The sequence below is a fragment of the Kitasatospora sp. NBC_01250 genome, assembly GCF_036226465.1.
Classification (GTDB): Bacteria; Actinomycetota; Actinomycetes; order Streptomycetales; family Streptomycetaceae; genus Kitasatospora.
Genome location: NZ_CP108476.1, coordinates 603,171 through 626,341, shown reverse-complemented (window position 1 = coordinate 626,341; position 23,171 = coordinate 603,171). Strand labels below are relative to the sequence as shown.

At 73.0% G+C, this 23,171-nt stretch carries 17 protein-coding genes and 1 pseudogene; 10 read left to right on the top strand and 8 right to left on the bottom strand.

What is annotated here, in order from left to right; all coding sequences use genetic code 11:
- Positions 1–3: 3 nt before the first annotated feature.
- The 3 genes from OG500_RS02975 to mdlC all read right to left on the bottom strand — a co-directional run bounded on the left by OG500_RS02975 (position 4) and on the right by mdlC (position 4,919).
- Positions 4–1,764: a methyltransferase gene (locus OG500_RS02975; protein ID WP_329576198.1), complete on the bottom strand. Its 1,761-nt coding sequence runs from the start codon at positions 1,762–1,764 to the stop codon at positions 4–6.
- Positions 1,765–1,880: 116 nt separating this feature from the next.
- A complete protein-coding gene (locus OG500_RS02970; RefSeq protein ID WP_329576195.1) occupies positions 1,881–3,092 on the bottom strand; it encodes a 4-hydroxybenzoate 3-monooxygenase in 1,212 nt (403 codons plus the stop codon).
- Positions 3,093–3,296: 204 nt separating this feature from the next.
- Complete coding sequence (mdlC, locus tag OG500_RS02965; RefSeq protein ID WP_327064779.1) at positions 3,297–4,919, bottom strand: benzoylformate decarboxylase; 1,623 nt, start codon at positions 4,917–4,919, stop codon at positions 3,297–3,299.
- Positions 4,920–5,121: 202 nt separating this feature from the next.
- Between mdlC and OG500_RS02960 the strand changes: the two genes are divergently transcribed.
- Entirely contained in the window at positions 5,122–6,240 is a 1,119-nt protein-coding gene (locus tag OG500_RS02960) for a polysaccharide deacetylase family protein (protein WP_329576191.1), read from the top strand.
- Between the two features lie 76 nt (positions 6,241–6,316).
- On the opposite strand, the gene OG500_RS02955 is transcribed toward OG500_RS02960, so the two are convergent.
- The 5 genes and pseudogenes from OG500_RS02955 to OG500_RS02935 all read right to left on the bottom strand — a co-directional run bounded on the left by OG500_RS02955 (position 6,317) and on the right by OG500_RS02935 (position 8,842).
- Positions 6,317–6,829 carry a methylated-DNA--[protein]-cysteine S-methyltransferase gene (locus tag OG500_RS02955; RefSeq protein ID WP_329576187.1) on the bottom strand — a complete coding sequence of 171 codons (513 nt, stop codon included), beginning with the start codon at positions 6,827–6,829 and terminating at the stop codon, positions 6,317–6,319.
- Positions 6,830–6,949: 120 nt separating this feature from the next.
- Positions 6,950–7,039 (bottom strand): annotated as a pseudogene (locus tag OG500_RS02950).
- A gap of 163 nt (positions 7,040–7,202) precedes the next feature.
- Positions 7,203–7,445: a carbohydrate-binding protein gene (locus tag OG500_RS02945; protein ID WP_329576184.1), complete on the bottom strand. Its 243-nt coding sequence runs from the start codon at positions 7,443–7,445 to the stop codon at positions 7,203–7,205.
- Between the two features lie 132 nt (positions 7,446–7,577).
- A complete protein-coding gene (locus tag OG500_RS02940) occupies positions 7,578–8,387 on the bottom strand; it encodes a helix-turn-helix transcriptional regulator (RefSeq protein WP_329576181.1) in 810 nt (269 codons plus the stop codon).
- A gap of 206 nt (positions 8,388–8,593) precedes the next feature.
- The gene (locus OG500_RS02935; protein WP_329576178.1) at positions 8,594–8,842 is read right to left on the bottom strand and encodes a hypothetical protein; all 249 of its coding nucleotides are present in this window, start codon (positions 8,840–8,842) and stop codon (positions 8,594–8,596) included.
- A 276-nt stretch (positions 8,843–9,118) separates the two neighbouring features.
- On the opposite strand from OG500_RS02935, the gene OG500_RS02930 reads away from it, so the two are divergent.
- From OG500_RS02930 to OG500_RS02890, 9 genes are all read left to right on the top strand, one after another.
- The gene (locus OG500_RS02930; protein ID WP_327064774.1) at positions 9,119–9,556 is read left to right on the top strand and encodes a nuclear transport factor 2 family protein; all 438 of its coding nucleotides are present in this window, start codon (positions 9,119–9,121) and stop codon (positions 9,554–9,556) included.
- 1,277 nt (positions 9,557–10,833) lie between these two features.
- Positions 10,834–11,424 carry a cysteine hydrolase family protein gene (locus OG500_RS02925; RefSeq protein ID WP_327064773.1) on the top strand — a complete coding sequence of 197 codons (591 nt, stop codon included), beginning with the start codon at positions 10,834–10,836 and terminating at the stop codon, positions 11,422–11,424.
- 97 nt (positions 11,425–11,521) lie between these two features.
- Positions 11,522–12,547, top strand: coding sequence for a hydrogenase expression/formation protein HypE (gene hypE / locus OG500_RS02920; RefSeq protein ID WP_327064772.1), 1,026 nt, complete (start codon positions 11,522–11,524; stop codon positions 12,545–12,547).
- Positions 12,548–12,563: 16 nt separating this feature from the next.
- Positions 12,564–14,909, top strand: coding sequence for a carbamoyltransferase HypF (gene hypF, locus OG500_RS02915; protein WP_329576172.1), 2,346 nt, complete (start codon positions 12,564–12,566; stop codon positions 14,907–14,909).
- The gene (locus tag OG500_RS02910) at positions 14,906–16,132 is read left to right on the top strand and encodes an ATP-grasp domain-containing protein (protein ID WP_329576169.1); all 1,227 of its coding nucleotides are present in this window, start codon (positions 14,906–14,908) and stop codon (positions 16,130–16,132) included. Before hypF ends, OG500_RS02910 begins: the two co-directional genes overlap by 4 nt.
- Positions 16,133–16,267: 135 nt before the next feature.
- Positions 16,268–18,889, top strand: coding sequence for an ATP-grasp domain-containing protein (locus OG500_RS02905; protein WP_329576166.1), 2,622 nt, complete (start codon positions 16,268–16,270; stop codon positions 18,887–18,889).
- A complete protein-coding gene (locus tag OG500_RS02900; protein WP_329576163.1) occupies positions 18,886–20,253 on the top strand; it encodes an MFS transporter in 1,368 nt (455 codons plus the stop codon). Before OG500_RS02905 ends, OG500_RS02900 begins: the two co-directional genes overlap by 4 nt.
- Positions 20,254–20,315: 62 nt before the next feature.
- Entirely contained in the window at positions 20,316–21,827 is a 1,512-nt protein-coding gene (locus OG500_RS02895) for a pyridoxal phosphate-dependent decarboxylase family protein (RefSeq protein ID WP_329576160.1), read from the top strand.
- Between the two features lie 62 nt (positions 21,828–21,889).
- Positions 21,890–23,110, top strand: a complete 1,221-nt coding sequence (locus OG500_RS02890) for a fatty acid desaturase (protein ID WP_327064766.1) — start codon at positions 21,890–21,892, stop codon at positions 23,108–23,110.
- The last annotated feature ends 61 nt before the right edge of the window (positions 23,111–23,171 follow it).

The following is a 23,171-nucleotide window of genomic DNA, read 5'->3' as shown; positions in this document are numbered from 1 at the left end:
CGCTCACGCCTCCCGGCCGCCGGGCAGCGGCAGTTGGCGCGGCACCTCGGCGGTCTCGTCGCCGGCCTTGCGGGCGTGCAGCACGCTGGCGTCCAGCGGCAGCGGCGACCGGCCCACCAGGGTGAGCCCCGCCTCGGCGAGCAGCCGGGCGTAGTGGTCGGTGCGGCGTTCGCGGCCTCCGACGTTGCACATCATGTGCAGGTCCCACGGGACGGCCAGTGAGGGCGAGTCGTCGGCGGGCAGCACGCGCTCGACGATGAGCAGGTCGGCGTGGGCCGGCATCGCACGGGCGAGGTGGCGCAGGATCTCGCGGCAGCGGTCGTCGTCCCAGTCGTGCAGCACCCGGGAGAGGAGGTACAGATCGCCGCCCGCCGGCACGTCGGCGAAGTCGCCGACCAGGTACTCGCACCGCTCGCCGCAGCCGGCCGCCGCCAGGGAGCGGCGAGCGGCCTCGACCACGTGCGGGCGTTCGAGCAGCACACCGTTCAGACGCGGGTGCGCGGTCAGCAGGCGGGCGAGCAGTTCGCCGTTGCCGCCCGCGACGTCGACCACGGTCCCGGGAGCGGGCGCCGCGCTAGCGGCCGTGACCACCGGGTGGGTGGTCAGCGGCTCGAACATCCGCGAACTCGCGGCCATGGACTGGTCGAAGAGCGGGGCGAGTTCGGGGTCGCGGGCGAAGTGGTCGAAGTGGTTCTCGCCGAAGAGGTGGTCGAAGGCCGTCTCCCCGGTGCGCACGGTGTGTGCGAGGTGGGCGAAGGACCGGTAGAACGGCCCGCCGTACATCAGGGCCAGCGGGCGCATCGAACCGGCGGAGTCCGCGCGGAGCAGCGCGCCCAGCTCGGTGAGCCGGAAGCCGTCGTGGTCCGCGGTCACCGCCCCCAGCATGGTGAGGTAGCGCAGCAGGCGCGCCAGGCTCTCCGGGTCGGCGCCGACCTCCCGGGCCAGCGCCTCGGCGCCGGTCGCGGTGCGGGTGTCCAAGGCGTCGGGGACCCGCAGTTCGGCGAAGACGGCCAGCGCCTGGGTCGCCCACGCCCCGGTCAGCAGGCGAAGAAGCGTTTCGGCGGGCTGGGTCGCGCGGAACTCCGCCAGATGGGAGGCGAGGACGTCGCGGTGGTCGCCGTGCAGGTAGAGCTCGACCCGCCGGTACCCGGCCTTCGAGTCGGCGGGTGCGGTGAAGTAGAGCACCGTGCCGTCCTCGTGCCGGTTGTAGCCGCCGCCGTCGGGGCGCGCGCCGTGCCGCGCCAGGATCGCGCACAGGCCGCGGAGCACCAGCGGATCCGGCTGCTCGATGTCGAAGGCGAGGTGCGCCTCGTGCTGCCACCGGCGCTCCTGCTCGGCGATCGGGGTCAGCGGCGATCCCGGCGGCACGGTCAGCGTGAAGATCTCGACCGTGCGCTGCACCCCGTCCAGGCCGAGCACCGGGGGCCGCAGGATGTGGACGTCGAGCTCGGCGGCGTCGCGCCGGTGCCGGGCGGCCAGCCGCTCCCGGACGACGACGCTGGGCTGCGGTTGCACCGCCGGATCCAGTCCGCAGTCGGCCAGTCGGGTGCGCAGCTCCTGCGGGTCGGCGGGGAAGAGGAGCAGGGCCGCGTGCGAGAAGCGGCAGCGCTCCACCAGGGCCCGCAGCTCCGGGCCGTCGAGTCCGGGCAGCAGGAGCGGCAGCAGCGTGGCGGTGTCCTGCTCCCGGACGAAGTCCACGGCCGAAGTTAAGCGCGCCGCGTCACCGGGGATCGTCGTCGGCTCGCTCGGGATCGTCGTCACCATCGTGGGGGATCCTCAATTCATTGGCGGGGTAGCATAGTTCGCATGCGGTAGCTGGGTGGCAGGGCTCTCATGGGTCGACGGTTCCCACCTGCCGGTGGTTCAGCCGCCGACGGTTCTCACACGCCGACGTACTGTTCGGCGAACCAGTCCTGCTGGCTGCGCGAGGTGCGCAGGGAGGCGAGGCGGGAGCGCCGCAGGGAGTTGTCGAACGACGCCGCCTCGTGCGCCTCGGGTGCGGTGTGCAGCAGCCGGATCATCCAGTGCGAGAACTCCTGCGCGCGCCAGATGTGGGCCAGGCAGCGTGCCGAGTAGTGGGCGAGCCCTGCGTAGTCGCCGTGGCGGAGGGCGTCGATCAGGGCGTCGGCCAGGAGTTCGGCCTCCAGCACGGCGAGGTTCGCCCCCTTGGCGGCGGAGGGGCTGAGCAGGCTGGCGGCGTCCCCCGCGAGGAACAGCGCACCGTGGCACAGCGGTTCGAGGACGTCGGACTCCAGGTCGACGACGGTGCGCTGGATGATCGGGCCCTGGTGCAGCGGGCCGTAGTCCGCGCTGCGCAGGCGTATCGCCAGCTCGTCCCAGATCCGCTCCTCGGGCCACGCGTCGGCCGAACTCCCGCGCTCGCACTGCAGGTAGTAGCGCGTGACCTCGGAGGTGCGGGCCATGTGTCCGGCGAATCCGCGCTCGTGCACCGCATAGCCCACCGCGTCCAGGCTCGGCGGCGCCTCGGCGAGCAGGCCGAGCCAGGAGACCTGGTGGTCGCGGTGGTAGCGGCGGACCGCCCCGGGCGGCAGCGACCGCCGCGCGGCACCGTGCCGCCCGTCGCAGCCGGCCACGTACCTGGCCCGCCACGTCACCGGTCGACCGTCGGCCGTGCGGGCCGTGACGGTGGGCCGTGTGCTGTCCGCGTCCTGCACGGCCAGCGCCTCGGTCCCGAAGCACACCCGTCCGCCGTCGGCCAGGTACCGGGTCAGCAGATCCGTCACCAGGTCCTGTTGCGGATAGACGGTGTGCGGCTCCTGGCGGCCGAGGCCGCCGTAGTCGAGCCGGAACCGGCCGTCCTCGGTGCGGAACTCGCAACTGGCGTGCTCCCGGCCGCGTAAGCGCAGCCCCTCGGCCAGCCCGTGCCGCTCCAGGACCCGCACCGTGTTCGCCGCCAGGAACCCCGCGCGCGCCCGCGCCGCGAGGTGCGCGCGGTCGGCCCGTTCCAGGACGACGCAGTCGACTCCGCCTGCCCGCAGCAGGTTTGCGAGCACCAGCCCGGCCGGTCCGGCACCCAGGATCACCACGTCGGCCGTGTGCTCGGCCGCTGCACTGCTTCGACTTTCTGTCATAGCAGTCGATCGTAAGCGCTGATAAATGCACGAAATGCCGAGATTCACCCGTATGGATGTGACATGGTCGGAATGGTCGGTCAGGATCGAACTGGGCTTCCCGGGACGGAGGTTAGCCCGGGCGGCTGCTGTTGATCTCAGCCGGGGCAGCTGGCAGGCTCACGTCCCATGATCGACCAGTCCGCACGCCGGCCAGGCAGACGTTCAGGACAGTGCGGCGTGCTGGGGCCGGGTGGCGACCACGAGGACGGTCGTGGTGCGGGAGGTGAGGGCCCGGGTGAACTCGCGTTCCAGGTCCTCGGTGGTGTCGATGTCGACGGCGTGGCAGCCGAAGCCGCGTGCCACGGAGGCGATGTCGATGCCGGGCAGGTCGAGGCCGGGCACCCCGGGGGTCTCCTCCAGCTCTGCGAAGGACTTGAGGATGGAGTACTCCTTGTTCCGCATGACCACGTAGACGATCGGCAGTTCGTGCTGGGCGGCGGTCCAGACGGCCTGGACGGAGTACTGGAACGAGCCGTCGCCGATGAGGCCGACGACGGGCCGGGAGACGCCGTTTGCCCGGTCGCCCAGAGCCACGCCCACCGCCGCCGGAGTGGCCCAGCCGATGCCGCCGCTCGCGGTGGCGAAGAAGGAGCCGGGCCTGGTGGTCGGCAGCCACTCCAGCTGCTGGGCCATCGTGGAGGTCGACTCGTTCACGATCACGGCGTCCGGCGGCCTGACCCTGCTGAGCGCGGCGTAGACCTCCGGCGGGGTGAGCGGCCGGCTCGGGGTCGGCGGCAGCGTCCGGGGCCGCGCCATCGGCTCGGGGGCGGTGCGCGCGGATCCGTCGGCGACCAGGTCCACGAGCCGGTCGATCGCGATCTTCGGGTCGCCCAGCAGGCTGTCGCCCATCCGCGCCGCCGCGGCGACCTCGGGGTCGGCGGTGATGTGCAGCAGCCGGGTGCCGGCCGGGAGGTACTCGCCGGGGACGTACGGGTAGTAGCGGAAGACCTCGGCACCGATCACGACGACCAGGTCGTGCTCGGCCAGCCGGTCGCCGACGGCCTTGATGGAGATGCCCAGGGGGCCGCGGAAGAGCGGGTGGTCCTCGGGGAAGGAGGCGCGGTCCAGCAGCGGGGCCCCGTAGACGGCGGCCCGCAGCCGCTCCGCCAGGGCCACCGCCGACTCCCAGCCGCCGCTGCGGTCCACCTCCGGTCCGAAGACCAGGGCGGGGCGGCGGCTGGCCGAGATCCGGTCGGCGAACAGCCGCAGGCGCTGCTCGTCGGGGGTGACCCGGTCGCTCACGGTGCGCAGCCGGGCGGGGCCGGCCAGCGGCTGGTTCCAGTCGTCGAGGGGGATCGACAGGTGGACCGGCCCCGCCGGCGGCTGCAGGGCCGTCGCGTAGGCCCGCATGAACGCGTCGGGTACGTCCTGGGCCCGCGCGGGCTCGTAGGACCACTTCACCCACGGCCTGGGCAGCGTGGTGGCCTCGCGGTTGCACAGGTAGGGATCGCCGATGACCATCTCGCGGTGCTGCTGACCGGAGGTGACGATCAGTGGGGTGTTGGCGTGGTAGGCGGTGACCAGGTTGCCCATCGCGTTACCCAGGCCCGCCGAGGAGTGCACGTTGACCAGCGCCGGGCGGCCGGTGACCTGGGCGAAGGCGTCGGCCATCGCGACGACCGAGGCCTCCTGGAGGGCCAGCACATAGCGGAAGTCGGCGGGGAACTCCTGGAGGAAGGTCTGTTCCGTCGAACCGGGGTTGCCGAAGACGGTGGTCAGTCCGAGGGTGCGCAGCAGGTCGTAGGTCACGCTGCGGACGGTCGACTTCGAAGCCACTGGTTCCATCGCTTCTCCCATCGTGAGGTCGATGGCCCAAGGGTCCCGCGCGGTGCTCCCGGTCCGCCAGAGGGCCCGCCGTGGGCGGACGGGCGGGATCGGGCATGCGGGTGAAGTAAGGAAGAAATAAGTCATATAAGCGGATCAGATGGAAACGACTGAAGCTCCCGGCCCGGCGTCCGGCCCGGCTCCCGTTGAAGGAAGAAGACCCATGCCATGCCTCGCGCGCGTCCGCCGCTCAGCCGCCCGCCGGGCGCTCGTGACCACGCCGGGCGGGCGACTGGGGGCCGCGGCGCTGCCGACGCTGGTCTGCCTGTGCGCGGCCCTGCTGGCCCCGGCCCAGGAACCGGCCGGCGCCGCGCCACCGGCTCCGGACTGCGCGCGGCTCGCCTGCGTGGCGCTGACCTTCGACGACGGGCCGTCGGCCGCGACCGGCGCCCTGCTCGACGACCTCGCCGCCGCCCACACCAAGGCGACCTTCTTCCTGGTCGGCCAGGAGGCCGCCTACCGGCCCCAGTTGGTCAAGCGCGAGGTCGCCGAGGGCCACGCACTCGGCAACCACACCTACACGCACCCCTACCTCGGGGCGCTGACACCCGATCAGGTGCACGACCAACTGGCCGCCACCGAGAAGACGATCGCCGACATCACCGGCACCCGTCCCACCCTGGTGCGCCCGCCCTACGGCAACCAGAGCGCGCAGGTCGCGGCCTACGGCCACCCCCTGATGCTCTGGGACCTGGACAGCCTCGACTGGTACCACCACGATCCCGCCCAGGTGCTCAGCCGCGCCGAGGCCGGGGTGCGCGCCGGGTCGGTCGTGCTGATGCACGACACCGACAACCAGCGCGACACCCTGGCCGCCGTCCCGCAGCTCATCCGCAACCTGCGCCGGGCCGGCTACACCCCGGTCACCGTCCCGGAGCTCTTCGGATCGACCGAGTTCAAGCCCGGCATGTCCTACCGCAACCGGGACAGCGCGGCCCGCCCCGCCGCGCAGCCCCGCCCCTGGGCCGACCCGCTGCCCAGCGCCGCCCAGGACACCGACACCGCGATCGCCGGCAGCGTGCTGCTGCGCTACCACAGCGCCGCCGCCACCGGCCCGGCGGAACTCGCGCAGACGGTGGACGGCCTGCGGACCGGCGAGTGCCGCAACGTCGTGGCACCGCTGGACGCCCGGGCGGGCGCGCCCGCGTTCGCGCTGCGCGACGACACCGGGCACGGCATCCAGCTCTACGACCGGGCCGACTGCGCCCACCGGGTGGCCGAGAACACGCTGACCCCGGGCAGCGAGCAGGACGACGAGGTGCGCAGCTTCAAGGTCGGCTGATCCAAGGTCGGCTGACCGGTGCGGGGGCGGTCGTGAAGCGGCTGTCGGGCGGTCGTCGGACGGCTGTCGGGCGCTGTCAGAACAGGCGCATGGCAGCCACCGCCGCGGGCTCCTCCAGGTCGAGCAGCGTGCGCTTGCGGCCGATCCCGCCCGCGAAGCCGGTGAGCGAGCCGTTCGCCCCGACGACCCGGTGGCACGGGATGACGATGCTCACCGGGTTGTGCCCCACGGCCTGTCCCACGCGCTGCGCCATCAGCCTGTTCCCGAGCTGCTGGGCGATGGCGCCGTAGGTCGTCGTCGCGCCGTACGGGATCCGCGTGAGGATCTGCCACACCTGCTGCGAGAAGTCGTCACCGTGCGGGTGCACCGGGACCTCGAAGTCGCGCCGCTCACCGGCGAGATACTCCCGCATCTCGTCGGCGGCCCGGGCGATGACCGGGTCCTCGCGCTCGCCGACCCGCGCACCGATCCGGTCGGCGGCCGGCGGGTACCGGTGGCCCTCGAAGTAGAGGCCGGTCAGGGCCGTTCCGTCCGAGACCATCAGGAGCTCGCCCAGACTCGTGCTCACCATGGCGTGCTGGTAGGCCACCACTGTCCCTCCTCTGTCCGGTCCCATTCTCCGCGAGATCCAGGATGCCTCGTTCCACCGCGGAGGACTGGCGGAAATCGGACCTCGTCGGGACGTCCCAGCCGGTACTGCGTTGCTGTGCGGAGAAGGCAGGATTCGAACCTGCGTGGGCGTACACCCGACCGGACCTCGCGGTCCAGGTCCCCGATAAGCCGCTCCGGGCACCTCTCCCCGTGCCCCCTCGGCCGGCTCCCGCCGCCCCCTGGGCACACGACCACTGTGCCCTGACCCGCTGACCGCGCGCTGACCCAGGGCTGACGCGGGTGCGCAGTTCCCCGGTCGCCCGTGCCGGGGCCGCCGGCCATGGGGGTGCCGACGGCCCCGGCTGCCCTTCTTACAGGCGCCGCCAGAGGGCCGGGACGGCGGATGGTTCCCAGCCCGTGGCGGAGGTGTGCGCCTGCAGGCACTGGTAGGTCGCGCCGCCGTAGGTCACCAGGTCGCCCGGGCGGTAGGCGGTGTCCGCTGCCCAGGGCCGGTCGGCGGGGGCCGCAGGGCTGGCGGGGGTGCCAGGATCAGCGGGATCGGCGGGGGTGCCGGGATCAGCGGGGCGTGCAGGGCGTGCGGGGTCGGTGCTCATGGTCGGTCGGTGCTCCCTGGACTCGGGGACGGGCGGGGTGGCACAGGGAGTGGCTGGGGCATGACAAGCAAGGTAGGCGGGCACCGCCGCCCCGGCGATGGACCGGACTCGGAGAAGAGGGTGATTTCACGGTCACTCGTGCACCGCGCGCGCCGCTCTGCGGAACGCCCCCGGGCTCATCCCGCTCTCGCGCCGGAAGAATCTGCTGAAGTACGAGGGGTCGCCGAAGCCGATCCGCTCGGCGATCTGACGTATCGTCAAATCACTTCCGAGCAGCAGCCGTTTCGCCTCCAGCGTCTGCTGCGCGCGGACCAGCCGGCCGGGCGTTCGGCCGGTGCTCTGCTTCACCGCCTCGTGCAGGTGCCCCGCCGAGACGCCCAACTCCCGGGCCAGCGCCCCGACCGACCCTCCCCGGGCCCCGGGCTGCGCGATCAGCCGGGTGAAGCGTGCCGTCAACTCCACCGCCCAGTCGGCTGGTGTGCCGCCCGGGGTATGGGCGCCCGGCAGCCGCTGCGCGTGGAGCAGCAGGATGTGCAGATAGCAGGAGAGCGCGCCCACGAAGCCGGGCTCGGCGCGCTGGTACTCCTCGTCCATCGCGGCCAGCAGCGCCTCGAAGCCGTCCTGGCGGTCGCGGCACAGCTGGAGCCGGCGCCGGTCGGCGAGGGCGCGCAGCGCCGCGCCGTCCTGCGGGTGGGTGAGCAGGAAGTCCTCGTTGAAGATCAGCACCCAGCCGGCCACGTCCTCCGCCTCCCAGTGGTGCACCTGTCCGGGAGCGATCACGTACAGCTGCGGCGGGGTCAGCGGGATCCGTTCCAGATCGACGACGTGCGTCCCGCGGCCGGCGGCGACGAGCGCGATCTCGTAGAAGCTGTGCCGGTGCGGGGAGGTTGCGCGGGACAGTGGCCCGATGCTCTCGAACGAGCCGATCGCGAAGGGGAGCACGGAGGGCTCCGCGGCTTGCAACTCATGGAGCTCCATGGGGAGTCGGGGCTCTGCCGGGTTCTTGCGGCAGCGCGGCGCGGTTGGGGCGGGGGAGTGCGGTGGGGGTTGGTCGGCCATGATTCAGTGCTGCCCGGTGCGCGGGCGGACATGCCGGTGCGTCGGCCCGGGCACCGGGCACGGGCCGTGCGGCGGTCACCGGCTCCCGGTCAGGCTTCGAGGCGCCAGGTGGCTTCGAGCCGGGTCGTACCGTCCTCGCGGGTGACGGCCCGCCAGTGGGCCCGCAGGGCCGTCCGCTCGACGGGCGTGCGTCGCGGTGCGCCCACGGCCTGGAGCACGGAGCTGTCCAGCGGGCTGGCCGCCAGCCGGTCCAGCACCGAGGAGAAGGCGGCGCGCAGGGCGTGGCCGCGGCGGCCGATGTCGGGGACCACGGAGTGGAACGCAGCGAAGACGGACATGCGGCTCACCTCCAGAGGGGCCTGCGGACCTGCAGGTCGAGCCAGTCTGCAGCAGCCGCACGGCGGTTGGTCCGCGGTTGACGTGGTTCTGACGCGTTGCTGACGGGATGGGTACGCCCGGTGCGCGGACGCGGCGGTGGGCACCACGGGCACGGCGGCGGTCACCGGCTCCTCGATGATGGCCGAAAGCGGAGCGTGCCGACGGGGACACGGGGCGCATACTTTCCCTGAGCAGTGACTCACCTGACTGGGACAACTCCCCTGGAAGGATGCGCCATGCCCGAGTCCTCCGGTTCCACGACCCTGAGCCCGCTGGAGATCTTCGAACGCTTCCGGGCGAACGTCCTGGCCGGCGAGGTCGGCCTCACCGAGGACCTCCTCGCCGAGGATGTCGTCATCGAACTGCCCCTGTCCCCGCCCGAGAGCCCGCGGTACTTCAAGGACCGCGCGCAGTACACCGCCTTCACCACCGCCACCCGGGCCGCGCTGCCGGTGCGGTTCGACGAGTTCCGGACCATCGCCGTCCACCAGAGCGCCGATCCGGAAGTGATCGTCGCGGAATACGAGTTGAGCGGGACCCTGTCGACCACCGGCAAGAGCGAGACGGCCGCGTTCGTGGTCGTGCTGACGGCCCGCGACGGTCGGGTGGTGCAGTGGCGCGAGTACCAGGACGTCTCCGCCCTGGTTCGTGCGCTCGGCCCGCAGGAGGGCTGACCGCCACTCGGCCTGTCCGGCGCAGCATCACCAGCACGGCAGAGCGCCGGCCCGCGTCACGTCACGCGGGCCGGCGCTCTGCTGCGCGCGGAGCCCGTTCAACGCGCATAGACAGGGCCTACCGGCCTTGTGTCCCCTGCCGGTTGGCGCAGGTGGGTGCCGGGACCGCGCTGCCCGGGGCGGTGCGCTGACTGTCGGTCAGGGCGGCTTCTTGGGGATCACGTCCTTTGTCCCTTTTCTTCCCTGTGTCGGACTATCTGGGTGAAGCGACGCTATGGGAGGAACATCCTGATCATCCTGTTGGGGATGATTCGGTGGGGCACTCGGTGGGGTGTGGTGGCGCCTCAGGGTGCGTCTGCGAATGATCGGTGTGGATGGCGTGGTCGCCCGTGGTGATGGGGTGGGTTTTCCGGTGCTCCGGTTGGTGTTCGTGGGGATTATGGGGCTGATGGTGTGGGTGGGATTGATGGTGGACTGCCGATCGGAGCGGCGGCGGCACCCCCGCCGTTCGGCGGGTTGCGGCCCGTGGGGTGCAAGGTGTTACGGAGGGGGTTCCGGGCGGTCGGGGCGGCCAATTTGCAGAGCTGATGAACCGTCAAGAAGCAGCCACACGGGCAGAGTTGCCTGAACCTGCCGTCACCGCGGCGAAGCGAGTGGAATATTACGCTCCGGTAACCGCCGAGGTAGTCGAGCGGCCGGGTGGTGTGTGCCCGGACGGTTGCGCGGCCGGCTTGTGGTTCGGCGGCCGCACAGGGCGGTCCGGTGTGCTGGTTCGTGCGCCCGATGCCGTCGCGATGGTGTCGGAATATCGCCGCAATCGCCTCCGCGCACCCCTTTCCCTTTTCCCGGGACATGGAATGCGATATGCGTTCTCCCCTCGCACGGCGCCCAGTTGATGGTGTGTGAGGTGTGCAGGGGCTGTCGGGATCCGCTGGATGTTGATCTTGACGGCCCCTGATCGCTGTGCCAGAGTCGGCGACGTCGCGTCAGGGGGAGCTTCGCTGGTCCGCGAGACGCACATCCGCTGTCTGTTTCACCGCTTCCGTCTCTCTGAGTTTTTCGCAACTCGCTGTCACAGGCTTCTGGTTTACCTCTGCTTTATCTCCGCATTGCCTTCTGCTGCCCGCTTCCGCCTGCCCGCCTGCCGCCAGGCCGCTGTCCGCTGCCCGCGTCGGCGCGCTGTGCGCTGCTTGCCGGGAGGCCGTGCGTGCTGGGGCAGTGGGCTCTGCTGCACCTTCCCGTGTTTCCACCACTTCTCAAGGAACCCGAGAACCGTCATGGGCAAGATCGCCGTACTCACCAACGACCTCCAGGCCGACGTCGTCCACAAGACCCCCGAGCGCACCGCGGCCATGGCCGAGGCGCAGCCGCGGTTCACTGCCTTCCTCGACGAGATGCGCCGTCGCGGCCACGCGATCTACCACCTGCAGCTGGTGAATCTGGCCGACGACCCCAACGTCGAGCGCGACCTCGACGGCACCCTGCCGCTGCAGCGCGGCTCGCAGGGCGCGGCGATCCTCGCCGACTTCCTCGCCGACGAGGACCAGGTCGTCGAGAAGAACAAGGACAGCGGCTTCTACGAGACCGAGCTGCACGACCGCCTGCAGGCGGCCGGCATCGACACCGTCCTGGTCACCGGGCTGCAGACGCAGATCTGCGTGCAGACCACCGCCGCCGACGCCTTCTTCCGCGGCTACAACGTCTGGGTCCCCTCGGACTGCGTGGTCTCCGGCAACGCCGAGGACCGCGACCGCGCCCTGGAGTGGCTCGGCGGCTACTGCGCCACGGTGGCCGACTCCAAGGAGATCTTCGACGTCCTCGACACCGAGGGCGAGCTGCCCCGCAAGGTCGTCAAGATCCTTCCCTGAGGAGCCCCGTGCCTGCCCGGGGCCTGTCCGACAAGCCCCGGCCGAGGCACCCGCACCCCAGCCGTTGCCCCACCCGACGCCCTTGAAGGAACAGCAGATGACAAGCCAGGTGACCGACCTCGGCGAGGTCGTTCTCGACCACGGCAGTGGAGCGCAGCTCAGCCACGAGCTGATCTCCCTGATCGTCGACACGCTCGGCGACGTGTACATCGGTGAGATGGAGGACAGCGCCATGCTGCCCATCTCGTCCGGGCAGATCGCGATGACCACCGACTCGTTCGTCGTGGACCCGCCGTTCTTCGGCAACGGCGACATCGGCAAGATCGCCGTCTGCGGCACCGTCAACGACCTCGCCGTGGTCGGTGCCCGGCCGCTCTACCTGACGCTCGGGATGATCCTGGAGACCGGGCTGCCGATCGCCCGGCTCGTCCAGGTGCTCACCTCGATCCGCGAGACGGCGCGCGAGGCCGGCGTGCAGATCGTCTGCGGCGACACCAAGGTCGTCCGCAAGGGCGAGGCCGACCAGATCTACCTCAACACCGCGGGCGTGGGCGTCTTCGAGCGCACCCCGCTGCGGATGCGCGACGTGCGCCCCGGCGACCGGGTGATCCTCAGCGGTCCGATCGGCAACCACACCGTGCACCTGCTCTCGATCCGCGAGGGTCTGGGCTTCGAGCAGCGCGTGCTCAGCGACTGCGCGCCGCTGAACGGGATGCTCGACGAGCTGCTCGGCACGGTCGGCGAGGGGCGGGTGCACTCGGTGCGCGACGTCACCCGCGGCGGCCTGGCGGCCGTGCTGCACGAGTACGCGGCCTCCAGCGGGCGCACCATCCGGATCGACCAGGAGCTGCTGCCGATCCAGTTCGAGACCGTGATGGCCACCGACATGCTGGGCGTCAACCCGATCCACGCGGCGAACGAGGGCTGCGTCTGCCTGTTCGTCGCCCCCGAGGCCGAGCAGGAGGTGCTCGCGGCGCTGCGGGCGCACCGCTACGGCGCCGACGCCGTGGTGATCGGCGAGGTCACCGAGGAGGCCGAGCCCGTGGTGCTCATGCGCGGCGCCGACGGCCGGGAGTCGGTGGTCGAAGAGCTCCAGGGCGCCGAACTGCCCCGGCTCTGCTGAGGACGGGCGACGGACGATGAAGAACAGCGAACCGCCGCTGCGGCGGCTGATCCGGGTCACCGGCGTGGTGCAGGGGGTGGGCTTCCGCCCGTTCGTCTACAAGCTCGCGCTGACGCACGAGTTGGCGGGCTGGGTGCTCAACGACCCCGAGGGCGTGCTCACCGAGGTGAGCGGGCCGGCCCCGGCCGTGCACCGCTTCACCGCGGAGCTGCGCACCCAGGCGCCGCCGCAGGCCCGCGTCCACGAGGTGCGGGTGGAGCGGGAGGACGGCGCGGGCGGGTACGGCGCGGCGGACTTCGAGATCCGTGAGAGCGCGCACGGGGGCCGCAAGGTCACCGTGGTGCCGGCCGACGCCCACGTCTGCGCCGACTGCCTGGCCGAGCTGCGCGACCCGGCCGACCGGCGGTTCCGCTACCCCTTCATCAACTGCACCAACTGCGGCCCGCGGTACTCCATCGTGCGGGCCCTGCCCTACGACCGGGCGACCACCACGATGGCCGCGTTCACCATGTGCGGCCCGTGCGCGGCGGAGTACCGCGATCCGCTGGACCGGCGCTACCACGCGCAGCCCAACGCCTGCCCGCAGTGCGGGCCGCGGCTGCTGCTGGCCGGTCCGGCGGGCGAGGCGGCCGAGGGCGAGCAGGCGCTGGCGCTGGCCGCCGCCGCGCTCGCCGCCGGCCGGATCGTGGCGGTCAAGAGCGTCGGCGGCTTCCACCTGGCCGCCAACGCCCGTGACGCCGCGGCGGTGGCACTGCTGCGCGCGCGCAAGCGGCGTGACTCCAAGCCGTTCGCGGTGCTCGCCCGGGACCTGGAGACCGTCCGGCGGATCGCCGAAGTGCGCCCGCCCGAGGCCGAGTTGCTGGACTCGGCGGCCCGGCCGATCGTGCTGCTGCGCAAGCTGGCCGGTGCGCTGCCCGAGGAGATCGCGCCGCGCAACCCCAACCTCGGCGTGATGCTGCCCTCCGCTCCCCAGCACCACCTGCTGGTGGACCACGAGGGCCTGGAGACGCTGGTGATGACCAGCGGCAACATCTCCGGCTACCCGATCGTGCACCGCAACGAGGACGCGCTCGCACAGCTCTTCGAGGTCGCCGACCTCGTCCTGTACAACGACCGGGACATCGAGATCCGGGTCGACGACTCGCTGGTGCGCTACTCCGAGCACCCCGGACTCGCCGAGCCGGTGGTCTCCTTCCTGCGTCGGGCCCGCGGTTACGCGCCCTACCCGGTGGAGGTGGGGCGCGAGTTGGCGCCGCTGGTCGCGTACGGCGCCGAGCTGAAGACCACCGTCGCGCTCAGCGGCGGCAGCCGGGTCTACCTCAGCCAGCACATCGGCGACCTGAAGAACGACGAGACCTTCGAGTCGCACCGGGAGACGGTCCGGCACCTCGCCGCGCTGCACGAGCTGACGCCCCGTCATGCCGCCGTCGACCTGCACCCGCAGTTCCGGGCCACCCGGTTCGCGCTCAAGGAGCAGGGGCAGGCGTTCGAGACGGTGACGCAGGTCCAGCACCACCACGCGCACATGGCCTCCTGCATGGCCGAGCACCAGCTGGACGGCGAGACCATCGGCGTGCTCTTCGACGGCGCCGGCTACGGCGAGGACGGCACCACCTGGGGCGGGGAGGTGCTGCTCGGCGACTTCCTCGCGGTGCGGCGCCTGGCGCACCTGCGCACCGTGCCGCTGCTGGGCGGCGACCGGGCGGTCAAGGAGCCGATCCGGACCGGCTTCGCGCTCGCCCTGGACGCCTTCGGCGACGGCGAGGCGGCGCTGGCGGCCTTCCCGGTGCTGGGCGAACTGGACGAGCAGCAGCGCCACGTCTACGCCACCATGGCGCAGCGCGGCATCAACTCGCCGCTCGCCTCCAGCATGGGCCGGCTCTTCGACGGTGTCGCGGCGCTGCTCGCGGTCACCACACGGGCGGAGTACGAGGCGCAGGGGCCGATCGAGCTGGAGGGCCTGCTGGGCCGCGACCTCGCGATGGCCGCGCCGGGCGAGCGGTACCGGTTCGGCGCGAGCGAGCGCGAGGGTGTCACCGAACTCGACCCGCGCCCGGTGGTGCGGGCGCTCGCCGCCGACCTGGCGGCCGGGGTGGCGCCTGCGGAGCTCAGCCGGCGCTTCCACTCCGCGGTGGTCGACCTGGTGGTCGCCCGGTGCCTGGCGGCCGGTTCGGCCACGCGCCAGGTGGTGCTCTCCGGCGGGGTGTTCCTGAACGAGTTCCTGCTGGTGAACTGCCTGGTCGAGCTGGGCCGGGCGGGCTTCGCCGCCTACTGCCAGCAGCAGGTGCCCACCAACGACGGCGGCATCGCGCTGGGCCAGATCATGGTGGCCGACGCCCGGCTCCGAGGCGGGCAGCGGTGAGCGCGGCGCCGGAGCACATCGTGGTGCTGCACCGCTGGCGCGACCAGTACGCCCGCTACGAGGACTACCTCGACCACGGCGCCGCGCACATCAGCTATGTCACCACCGAGCTGGCCCGCTCCTCGGTGCCGGCGCAGGCCGCCGCCGTGGCCGTGGTGGCGGCCACCGACCAGGTGGACGCGGTGCGGGCGGCGATGGCCGGGCTGGCCGGGCGGTTCGGGCCCGTCGGCCGGCTGGTGGCGCTGAACGAGGGCGACCTGGACACGGCGGCGCTGCTGCGCACCGAGCTCGGCCTGCCCGGTCAGCAGAGCGCCGACCTGGAGCGGTTCCGGGACAAGCTCGCCATGGTGGTGGCCGCCGAGCGCGGCGGGGTGCCGGTGCCCGCCTACGCGGACGCGCCCGACGCCGGCGCCGTGCGGGCCTTCGCCGCCCGCAACGGCTGGCCGGTGGTGGTCAAGCCGCGGCGCGGCACTGCCAGCCGGGGCGTGTCCGTGCTGCACGGCGAGGGCGACGCGCACAGCGCGCCGGACCTGGGCCAGGAGCCGTACCTGGTCCAGCGCTTCGTGGCCGACCCGGTCCTGCACATCGACGGCCTGTGGACCGGCGAGCGGCTGGGGCCCTGGCGGGCCTCGCGCTACGTCAACAGCTGCCGGGAGTTCACCGACGGGGCCTTCCTCGGCTCGGTGGAGCTGGACGACCCCGAACTGCTCGCCGCCGTCGAGCAGTTCACCGCCGAGGTCGGTGCGGCACTGGGCGGCGGCGAGCCCTGGGTGTTCCACCTGGAGGCGTTCGCCGGCACCGACGGGCGGGGCGCGCCGCGGCTCACCTTCCTGGAGGCCGGCGCCCGGGTCGGCGGCGGGGAGATCCCCTTCGTGTGGCGCGAGGTGCACGGGATCGACCTGATGGCCGCCGCCGTGGACATCCAGCTCGGCCGCACCCCGGCCGCACCGGTCGTGCCGGGTGGCCGCACCGCGGGCTGGCTGCTGCTGCCGCTGCCGGTGGCGCCGCCCTGCACGGTGGTGGAGGCCGCGGCGCCGGTGGGTGAGCCCGGCCCGTACGCGAGCCGGCTGCCGCAGCCGGGCACGACGATCCCCAAGGTCGGCGGCTATGAGCACGTGGCCGCCCGGTTCCGCTTCCGCGGCACCAGCAGCCGTGAGGTGGAGGACGCCATCGTCCGGGCCGCCGGCACGGTCCGGGTGCGCTGCCGGGCGGTCACCGGCTGACCGGCCGAGCGCCGCGGGCAGGCCCTCGGGGCCCGTCCGGCGGGGGACGCACGACGACGTGCCCGACCGGCCGTACGACCGGTCAGGGCCGTGGCACCAGCACGACGAACGACGAAACGAAGCGGAGGGCGCCAGATGCGTGACCGGGACCGACTGATAGTGGTGGGCAGCAGACTGCGGACCTACCGCGAGTACGCGATGGCTTCGCTGGCCGGCGCCTACGACCTCGCGCTGGTCTCTGCCGCCCCGCTGACCTGGGAGCGGGAGTACGTCGGCGACCACCGCGGCGCCGACACCACCGATCCGGTCGCACTGCGCGCCGCCGTCGAGGACCTGCTCGCCGCCGCCACCGCCGACGGCTTCCCGCGCACCGGGATCTACACCTGGGACGAGCTGTCGCTGGTCGCCACCGCCGAGGTGGCCGGGCAGCTGGGCCTGCCCCACATGTCGCCGGCCGCCGCGCGCGCCTGCCGGGACAAGTTCACCACCCGCACCCTGCTGGACGCGGCCGGCCTGCCCGGCGTCCGGCACCGCCTGGTGCACAGCGCCGCCGAGGCCGCCGCGGCGGCCGAGGAGATCGGCTTCCCGCTGGTCCTCAAGCCCCGCGCGCTGGCGGGCAGCCTGGGGGTGACCGTGGTCCGCGAGCCGGGCGACTTCGCGCCCGCCTACGCGCTGGCCGCGGCCAGCGTGATGGGCCCGCTGGACGCCTCCGGCGGGGTGCTCGTCGAGGAGTTCCTGGACGGCCCCGAGATCAGCGTCGACAGCCTCGTGGCGGACGGCCGGGCGCAGCCGCTCTTCGTGGCGCGCAAGCGGCTGGGCTTCGACCCGTTCTGCGAGGAGGTCGGCCACCTGGTCGGCCCCTGGCGCCACGAGCCGTGGGCGGGCGCGGTCGAGGAACTGGTGGTCGGCGCACACCGGGCGCTCGGCATCGAACAGGGCACCACCCACACCGAGCTGCGGCTCACCGCACGCGGCCCGCGCCTGATCGAGCTGAACGGGCGCCTGGGCGGCGACCTGATCCCGCGGGTCGGCACCCTCGCCACCGGGATCGACCTGGCGCTGCTGGGCGCGGCGCTCGCCTTCGGCGAGCGGCCCGAGGCGGCCGTGCCCGCCGAGCAGTGGGCCGAGATCCGCTTCCTCTACCCGCCGCACGACGGCACCCTCGCCTCGCTCGACCTCGGCGCCGCCGCCCAGCAGCCCGGCGTGGTCGAGGTGATCGCGCTGGCCGAGCCCGGCACCGAGTTGCTGCTGCCGCCCAAGGCGCTCACCCCGCGCACCGCCGCCGTGCTCGCGCTGGCCGAGGACCCGTCGGGCTGCGCCGCGGCGCTGGACGCGGCCGAGGCCGAGGTCCGCCCGGTGCTCGGCGGCTCCCCGCTGGACGGGCTCGGCGCGCTGCTGGAGAACCCGGTCACCCGTCGCTACCTGGCCGCCGAGCGGGCGCCGGCCGACATGACCGTCCCCGGGGTGCGCAACGACTGGATCCGCTACGGCGCGGGCGGCGGCCAGTCGCTCAACCGGCCGGTGCTGCTGGACGCGGCCGACCGCCGGCGTCTGACGTCCGACCTCAACGGGCTGTTCGAGCTGCTCACCACGATCCCCGAGCGGCTGTTCGCCGGTGACAAGCGGGCCTTCGCCAAGGCGGTGGGCATGACGCCCACCCAGATCGACCTGGTGATGCGCGGGGCCGGCCGCACGCTGCCCGCGATGTCGCGCGCCGACATGTACCGCGAGCCGGCGGGCTTCAAGCTGATGGAGCTCAACACCGGCAGCTCGCTCGGTGGTTGGCAGATGGGCGAGTTCGCCCGCACGGTCCGCGAGAACGAGGCCTTCCGCACCTTCGCGGCGGCCGAGCGCCTGGTGCACCCGGACCCGATCGCCCGGATCGCCGAGGTGCTGCGCGAGCAGGCCGAGGCGGCCGGCTTCGCGCTGCCCGAGCGCCCGGTGCTGGCCCTGACCGAGTGGCCCGACGGCTACGCCAAGACCAAGCCCTGGCTGGACTTCGTGGTCCCGGACTGGCTGCGCAACGGCTTCGACACCGTCGTCTGCCACCTGGGCGAGTTCGAGTACCGCAACGGCGTGCCGCACATCCACGGCCGCAAGGTCGACGTGGTCTACCGGATCTTCCTGCCCGGCGAGATGGCCGACGAGCAGCGCAGCTACGATCTGGTCGACCCGCTGCTGGCGGCCGTCGAGCGCGGGGAGACCTTCCTGTTCGCGGGCCTGGACTGCGAGTTGTACGGCAACAAGGGCAGCCTGGCGATGCTCAGCGACGAGCGCAACCGCCCGGCCCTGTCGGCGGCCGAGCACGAGCTGGTGGACCGGATCCTGCCGTGGACCCGGTTCCTGCGCGAGGAGCGGGTCGAGCGGGCCGGCGAGCGGATCGACCTGCTGCCCTTCGCACTGGCCAACAAGGACCGGCTCGCCCTCAAGCCCACCCTGCTGTACGGCGGCGTCGGCGTCATCCCCGGCTGGTCGGTGGGCCAGGAGGAGTGGGAGGCGCACCTGCGCGGGGCCGTCGACGGGCCCTACGTGGTGCAGGAGCGGGTGCTGCCGGTGGCCGAGCGGTTCGTGCGCGACGACGGGCGCGGCTTCGAGCAGATGGTGGTCGCCTACGGCGTCCTGATGGTCGGCTCGGACTACGCCGGGATGCTGGTGCGCGGCACCCCCGATCCGCAGGTCGGCATCGTCAGCATGTCCAACGGCGCGCAGATCGGCTGCTGCTTCCACGTCGAGGACCGCCCCGGGAGCCAGGCGTGAACCGTCCGCGTTTCGGCGGTCTGTGGCAGGACCGGGACTTCCTCAGGCTCTGGGCAGGGGAGAGCGTCTCGCTGCTCGGCGCCCAGGTCACCCAGCTGGCCCTGCCGCTGGCCGCGGTCTACCAGCTGCACGCCAGCTCCACCCAGCTCGGCCTGCTGAACGCCGCCAACTACGCGCCGTTCCTGGGCCTGACCCTGTTCATCGGGGTCTGGGCGGACCGCCGCCGGCGCCGCCCGCTGATGATCGGCGCCAACCTGGGCCGGGCGGTGCTGGTGGGCACCGTGCCGCTGTGCGCGGCGCTGGGCGCGCTGAACATCTGGTACCTGTACCTGGCCGCGCTCGCCATCGGCGTGCTCACCGTGGTGTTCGACGTCTCCTACCAGTCCTACCTGCCCTCGCTGATCGACCACGACCACCTGGTGGAGGGCAACAGCAAGCTCTCCGCGAGCAGTTCGGTCGCGCAGATCGGCGGCCCCGCGCTGGGCGGCCTGCTGATCAGCTGGATGAGCGCGCCGATCGCGCTGCTGGTCAACTGCGTCTCCTACCTGGTCTCGGTCGGCTCGCTCAGCACGATCCGCCGCGCCGAGCCGCTGCCCGAGCAGCCCGCCGAGCGCGTCTCCACCGCCCGCAGCATCGCCGAGGGCCTGCGGATGGTGCTGCGCAACGCCTCGATCCGGGCGATCGCACTGGAGGCGGGCACCTACAACCTGTGCTGGATGTCGCTGCAGACCGTCTTCGTGCTGTACGCGGCCCGCCACCTCGGGATGAGCCCGGGGACCATCGGCCTGGTGCTCGGCGCGGGCGCGATCGGCTCGCTGCTCGGCGCGCTCGGTGCCGGGTGGCTCAAGGAGCGGCTCGGTCTGGGGCGGGCGGTGATGCTGGAGCTCGCGCTGTGCTGCTGCGCGCCGGTGCTGATCCCGCTGGCCCCGGGCCGGGGAGCGCTCTCCTACGCGCTCTACATCACGGCGTTCGCGCTGTGCGGCCTGGGCTCCACCATGTCGACCATCCACGTGGTGAGCCTGCGTCAGGTCATCACCCCGCCGCACCTGCTGGGCCGGGTCAACGCGGGCTGCCGCTTCATCGCCTGGGGGCCGCTGCCGCTCGGTGCGCTGATCGGCGGCTGGCTCGGTGACGAGGTCGGGCTGCGGCCCACGCTGTGGATCACCGCCGCCACCTTCGTGCTGGCGCTGCTCTGGGTGGCGTTCTCGCCGGTGCGGGGGCTCAAGGACTTCCCGACCGACCTGCCGCACCAGCGCACGAGCGCGTCCGGGTCCGCGCCCGCGTCCGGGTCCGCGTCCGCATCCGCGTCCGAGGACGTCGATGTCGAGGCCGCTGCCGCTGCCGCTGCGCCCAGCCCGTCCTGACCACGGCCTGTCCGGCGGACGCCCCTCGTGGCGTCCGCACCCCACCCAAGAGGAGAACAGCCTTGAGCCGCACCGCATCCGCTGCGCTCTACCAGCCCGCGGGCACCGCCGAGGGCCTGGAAAGCGTGCGCAGCCTGGTCAACACCGCGCTGGACATCCTGAGCGAGGTCGCCGCCGCGCGCAGCGGACCGGTCGCGCCCGGCGGCCCCGCCGCCGCGCGGGCCGCGGCCGCGGCGGCGCTCAGCGCCCCGCTGCTGCCCGAGGAGCGCACGGCACCCGAGCAGGCGCTGGCCGAGCTGGTGCGGCCCTTCGCCCAGTGGTCGGTGGACATCACCCACCCGGCCGCCGTGGCCCGGATGCAGCCGCCGCCCACCGACGTGGCCGCCGCCGCCGAGCTGGTGGGCGCCGTCCTCAACCAGTCCCTGCACGCCTGGGAGAGCGGACCGTTCGCCCTGGAGCTGGACCGCTGGGTGATCGCCCAGCTCGCCGAGCTGGTCGGCTACGACCCGGTGACGGCCGGCGGCACCCTCACCTCCGGCGGCAGCGTCTCCAACCTGATGGCCATGACCATGGCCCGTGACACCGTGCTGGCCGACAAGATCGGCCGGCACGCCTTCCAGGAGGGCCTGCTGCGCCTGGGCGTGCAGCCGGTCGTGCTGGCCCCGCAGGGCGTGCACTTCTCGATCGAGCGCGCGGTGCGCCTGCTGGGCATCGGCGAGGAGAACATCCGCACCGTCCCGATCGACGCACACGGCCGGATGATCCCCGCCGAGGCCGAGCGGATCCTGGCCGAACTGCCCGAGCACGAGGTCGCCGTGGCGCTGGTGGCCGTCGCCGGCTCCACCGACCTGGGCATCGTCGACCCGCTGCCGGAGCTGGCCGCCATCGCCCGCGCGCACGGCCTCTGGCTGCACGCGGACGCCGCCTACGGGGCCGGCGCGCTCTTCTCGCCGCGGCTGCGCCCGATGCTGCGGGGCATCGAGGAGGCCGACTCGGTCACCATGGACCTGCACAAGTTCGGCTGGACCCCGGCCTCCTCGGCCGCGCTGCTGGTGCGCCGGGCCGAGACCATGGTCTCGTTCGGCCTGCAGCCCACCACCTGCCTGAGCGCCGACGACGACACCTGCGCCGGCTACATCGGCTCGCAGAACACCTCGCTGCAGACCACCCGCCGGGTCGACGCGCTGAAGATCGCCGTCTCCATGCGCACCCTGGGCCGGGAGGCCGTGGCGCAGATGGTGGACACCTGCCACGACCTGGCCCGGCACGCCGCCGCCCGGATCAGCGCCGAGCCCCGCCTGGAGCTGGGCACCGAGCCGCCGCTGACCGCCGTGCTCTTCCGCTACCTGCCCGGCCACGGCCTGGACGCCGACGCGTTCAACGGCCTGCTGCGCCGCCGGGTGATGGAGGACGGCCGTGCGCTGCTCGCCCGCACCCACATCGCGCAGCCGGACGGCGGCAGCCGGGTCTTCCTCAAGCTGATGCTGCTCAACCCGCAGACCGGCACCGAGCAGCTGGACCAGCTGCTCGACGACCTGCTCGCGCTGGCCGCCGAGCTGGAGGCCACTCCCTGAGGCATGACCGGCCCTGGAGCCGCCTTTTCCACCGCACAACCACGCCCGGGAAGAGAGATTCGGTGAGATCCGAGGTGTACCGCCCGTTTGCGCCGGCCGCCGGGCACGAGGCGGCGGACGACCCCGTCCGCGAGTCGATGCGGCGGCTGCCCGCCGCGTTCGCCCTGCCGCTGACCCTGCTGACGGGCCGTCCGCTCGCCGACCAGCCCCGCACCGCGTACACCCCGACCAGGCACCTGGTCAACGCCTCGGTGTCGGTCACCGCGGGCCTGGCCGCCGGCGCGCTCGCGCTGGCGGCCGGGCGCTGGTGGCTGCTGCTGGTGCCGGTGGGCTGGGCGATGACCCTGCACGGCGCCCGCAACCTGCGCATGATGGTCTACCACCAGTGCGCCCACCTCAACATGTGGGGCCACAAGCGCCGCGACGTGCTGCTCGGCCGCACGATCGCCGCGCTGCTGGTGATCCAGGACTTCGGCCGCTACAGCACCGAGCACGTCTCCGACCACCACGCCGTGCACCACATGACGCTGCGCGATCCCACCGTGCAGGCGTTCCTGGTCAGCCTAGGACTGCGCCCGGGGATGAGCCGGCGCGAGATGTGGCGCCGCACGCTGCTCAAGACCGTCTCCCCGGTCTTCCACGCGCGCTTCCTGACCGCCAGGATCCGCTCCTACTTCCACTCCGCCGAGCCGGCCTGGCGCACCGGCACCGCCCTCGGGTGGGTCGCGGTGGCGGGGCTGGCGACCCTGCTGCACCTGTGGGTCCTCCTGCTGGTCGCCTGGGTCGTCCCGATGACCGTGCTCTACCAGGTCAGCAACACCTTCCGGCTCTGCGTCAAGCACACCTTCCCCGCCCCCGACGAGCCGGTGCGCCGCGGCCGGGACTACTTCGCCGCCCTGACCAACGCGATCTTCATCGGCGAGGCGGCCCCGCCGCCCGGCCTGCCGCCGGTGCGCCGGGCGGCGGCCTGGGCCCGGTGGGGCGGCCGGATGCTGCTGGTGCACTTCCCCGCCCGCTACCTGGTGCTCACCGGCGACACCGTGGTGCACGACTTCCACCACCGCGCCCCGATGAGCCGGGACTGGGCCAACTACCTGTTCGCCCGCGAGGACGACCACCGGCGCGGGCACCCCGGGTGGCCGGCCTACCACCACGTCTGGGGCCTGGTGGCCGCCATCGACCTGGTCTTCGACTCGCTGCGCCACGCCGACCCCGAGGAGTACCACCCCGACCGCCTGGCCGAGGTCAACCACCGCGAACTGTTCGCCGCCTTCGAGGACTGACCGCCGCCTTGGCGGACCGAGCGCCGCCGCACCCGGACCGTTCCCACCGAAAGGGCACTCC

Coding starts and splice junctions, on each gene's coding strand:
- hypE (WP_327064772.1), top strand. CDS start 11,522: ATGACAAGCCAGGTGACCGACCTCGGCGAGGTCGTTCTCGACCACGGC.
- OG500_RS02945 (WP_329576184.1), bottom strand. CDS start 7,445: ATGAGCACCGACCCCGCACGCCCTGCACGCCCCGCTGATCCCGGCACC.
- hypF (WP_329576172.1), top strand. CDS start 12,564: ATGAAGAACAGCGAACCGCCGCTGCGGCGGCTGATCCGGGTCACCGGC.
- OG500_RS02960 (WP_329576191.1), top strand. CDS start 5,122: ATGCCATGCCTCGCGCGCGTCCGCCGCTCAGCCGCCCGCCGGGCGCTC.
- mdlC (WP_327064779.1), bottom strand. CDS start 4,919: ATGGAACCAGTGGCTTCGAAGTCGACCGTCCGCAGCGTGACCTACGAC.
- OG500_RS02970 (WP_329576195.1), bottom strand. CDS start 3,092: ATGACAGAAAGTCGAAGCAGTGCAGCGGCCGAGCACACGGCCGACGTG.
- OG500_RS02975 (WP_329576198.1), bottom strand. CDS start 1,764: ATGGTGACGACGATCCCGAGCGAGCCGACGACGATCCCCGGTGACGCG.
- OG500_RS02905 (WP_329576166.1), top strand. CDS start 16,268: ATGCGTGACCGGGACCGACTGATAGTGGTGGGCAGCAGACTGCGGACC.
- OG500_RS02925 (WP_327064773.1), top strand. CDS start 10,834: ATGGGCAAGATCGCCGTACTCACCAACGACCTCCAGGCCGACGTCGTC.
- OG500_RS02935 (WP_329576178.1), bottom strand. CDS start 8,842: ATGTCCGTCTTCGCTGCGTTCCACTCCGTGGTCCCCGACATCGGCCGC.
- OG500_RS02930 (WP_327064774.1), top strand. CDS start 9,119: ATGCCCGAGTCCTCCGGTTCCACGACCCTGAGCCCGCTGGAGATCTTC.